The organism is Rhodosalinus sp., assembly GCF_041685465.1.
Lineage (GTDB): Bacteria > Pseudomonadota > Alphaproteobacteria > Rhodobacterales > Rhodobacteraceae > Rhodosalinus.
The window spans coordinates 1-2,976 of record NZ_JAWLFS010000307.1 but is presented as its reverse complement, the minus strand read 5'-3'; the positions used below and the strand labels follow the sequence as shown (position 1 = coordinate 2,976).

The 2,976-nt window shown below is 71.5% G+C and carries 3 protein-coding genes; 1 reads left to right on the top strand and 2 read right to left on the bottom strand.

The window, feature by feature from the left end:
- Together ACESL7_RS14895 and ACESL7_RS14890 are read right to left on the bottom strand one after the other, a co-directional pair.
- A partial coding sequence (locus ACESL7_RS14895; protein ID WP_372894081.1) for a tetratricopeptide repeat protein occupies positions 1-413 on the bottom strand: 413 nt, incomplete at its 3' end.
- Between the two features lie 31 nt (positions 414-444).
- Positions 445-948 carry an Lrp/AsnC family transcriptional regulator gene (locus ACESL7_RS14890; protein WP_372894080.1) on the bottom strand — a complete coding sequence of 168 codons (504 nt, stop codon included), beginning with the start codon at positions 946-948 and terminating at the stop codon, positions 445-447.
- Positions 949-1,050: 102 nt separating this feature from the next.
- Here ACESL7_RS14890 and putA point away from each other — a divergent pair.
- On the top strand, positions 1,051-2,976 hold a 1,926-nt coding region (gene putA, locus ACESL7_RS14885), incomplete at its 3' end, for a bifunctional proline dehydrogenase/L-glutamate gamma-semialdehyde dehydrogenase PutA (RefSeq protein ID WP_372894079.1).

Genomic DNA, 2,976 nt, shown 5'->3' with positions numbered 1-2,976 from the left:
GCCTTGCCGGAGAGCGCGCCGAGGTGGCGGGGGGACCGGGCCAGCGCGGCGTCGAGGTCGGCGAGGGCGGCGGCGAAGTTCTGGTTCAGGTAGTGGACGAAGGCCCGCTGGTTCCAGCCCTCGGCCCAGTCGGGGCAATAGTCGATCAGCCGGTCGAAGGCCTGACGCGCGCCGAGCAGGTCCCAGCTCTCGCGCATCCGCATGCCGCGCGACAGCACCGCCTGCGCGGCTTCGTCCGGCGCGTCGGTGTAAAGCTCCCAGGCGCGGTCGTTGAGCGGCTGCGCGGTGGCCGGATCGGGGGCGGCCTGCATCCGCGCGTAGAGCTTCGACAGCGCTTCGGAATGATCGGGCGGCGGCGGGCAGGCGGCGAAGGCCGGGCCGGCGGCGAGGATCAGCGGCAGGATCAGGCGCATGATCCCAGCATCGCTGCAGCCCCCGCGCCGATCAAGCCTCCTGTCCGCCGGCATCCACCGGCCCGCTCTCCTTGACCGCCTGCATGGCGACGTAGGTCGAGGTGTGCGCGACATGGGGCAGGGTCGAGATGCGCTCGGCCAGCACGGCGCGATAGGCGCGCATGTCGGGCGTGCGCACCTTCAGCAGGTAGTCGAAGCTGCCGGCGATCAGATGCGCCTCCTCGATCTCGGGGATCGCGGCCACGGCGGCGTTGAAGGCCGAAAGCGCGGCCTCGCGCGTGTCGGCGAGCTTCACCTCGACGAAGGCGACGTGCTCGCGGCCCAGACGGATCGGATCGAGGATCGCGCGGTAGCCGCGGATCACGCCGGCCTCCTCCAGTCGGCGGAGCCGCGCCTGCACCGGCGACTTCGACAGCCCGACGCGGCGGGCGAGTTCGGTGACGCTCACCCGCCCGTCGCGGGCGAGTTCGTCCAGCATCGCCCGGTCGAAGCGGTCGAGGTCGGCCACACCGCGCGCCGGTCCATCGTCCTGCATGTGGCCCCCATTTCCGTCCCATTGGCCTGTCGCGGACAGCTTAACGGGCAAATCGCCTGCTGTCACGATGATACACTTTCCATGTATCAAGGGAGGTGCCCCATGCCCCGTGACACCCGTGACCTGCGCGCCGCCGTCGATGCGGCCACCTATGCCGACGAGGGAGAGGTGCTGGAGCGTCTCGTGCGGGAGGCCGCGCTTTCCACGGAAGACCGCGCGCGCATCTCGGCCGCCGCGGCCGCGCTCGTCCGCGACATCCGCGGCACGACGCGGCCGGGCCTGATGGAGGTCTTTCTCGCCGAATACGGCCTCTCGACGGACGAGGGCATCGCGCTGATGTGCCTGGCCGAGGCGCTGCTGCGCGTGCCGGACGCCGAGACGATCGACGCGCTCATCGAGGACAAGATCGCGCCCTCGGACTGGGGCCGTCACATGGGGCACTCGACCTCGCCGCTGGTCAACGCCTCCACCTGGGGGCTGATGCTGACGGGGCGCGTGCTGCGCGAGGACCGGGCACCGGGGCCGGTGGCCGCCCTGCGCGGCGCGGTCAAGCGGCTGGGCGAGCCGGTGATCCGCACCGCCGTGGGCCGCGCCATGCGCGAGATGGGGCGGCAGTTCGTCCTTGGCGAGAGCATCGAGAGCGCGATGAAACGCGCGAGCGCGCAGGAGGCGAAGGGCTACAGCTATTCCTACGACATGCTGGGCGAGGCCGCGCGCACCGACACCGACGCGCGGCGCTACTTCGACGCCTACGCGCAGGCCATCGACGCGATCGGCACCGCGGCCACCTCTGCCGACATCCGCGACAACCCCGGCATCTCGGTCAAGCTCTCCGCCCTCTCGCCGCGTTACGAGGAGGCGCAGCGCGCCCGCGTGATGGCGGAGGTGGCGCCGCGCCTCCTGTCGCTGGCGCACCGTGCGAAGGCCGCCGGCATCGGCCTCAACGTCGACGCCGAGGAGGCGGACCGCCTGTCGCTCTCGCTCGACGTGATGGAGCGGGTTCTGTCGGATGACGCGCTCGCCGGTTGGGACGGCTTCGGCGTGGTGGTGCAGGCCTACGGCCAGCGGGCCGGCCCGGTGATCGACTGGCTGCACGATCTGGCCGAGCGGCTGGACCGGCGGTTCATGGTGCGGCTGGTGAAAGGCGCCTACTGGGACACCGAGATCAAGCGCGCGCAGGTCGAGGGGCTCGAAGGTTTCCCCCTCTTCACGGCGAAGCCCGCGACGGATGTCTCCTACCTTGCCTGCGCGCGGAAGCTGCTGGGGATGACCGACCGGCTCTATCCGCAGTTCGCCACGCATAACGCGCATACGGTCGCGGCGATCCTCGACATCGGCACCGACCGCGACGCCTTCGAGTTCCAGCGCCTGCACGGCATGGGCGAGACGCTGCACGAGTTGGTGCGATCGCGCGAGGGCACGCGCTGCCGCATCTACGCGCCTGTCGGCGCGCACCGCGATCTGCTGGCCTACCTTGTGCGGCGGCTCCTGGAGAACGGCGCCAACTCAAGCTTCGTCAACCAGATCGTGGACGAGGAGGTGACGCCCGAAGAGGTGGCGAAGGATCCCTTCGACGCGCTGGCGGAGGCGCGCCCGCACATCCCCACGGGGCCGGAGATTTTCCTGCCCGAGCGCGCGAACTCGATGGGCTTCGACCTCGCGCATCCGCCGACGCTCGCGGCGATGGACCGGGCGCGTGGCCCGTGGCGCGCGCATGTCTGGGAGGCGGGGCCTCTGCTCGCCGTCGAGGCGCGGCCCGAGCCCGCGCAGGAGATGCGCAACCCGGCCGACCATGCAGAGCTTGTCGGTCGCGTCGCATGGGCGAGCCGCGCGGACATCGATACGGCGCTGGACGCCGCACGGGTCTGGGACGCGCCGGCCGCCGAGCGGGCCGAGGTGCTGCGCGGGGTCGCGGACCTTTACGAAGAACACTACGGCGAGCTTTTCGCGCTCTGCGCCCGCGAGGCGGGCAAGATGGTGGGCGACGCGGTGGCCGAGCTGCGCGAGGCGGCGGATTTCCTGCGCTAC

Coding starts and splice junctions, on each gene's coding strand:
- ACESL7_RS14890 (WP_372894080.1), bottom strand. CDS start 948: ATGCAGGACGATGGACCGGCGCGCGGTGTGGCCGACCTCGACCGCTTC.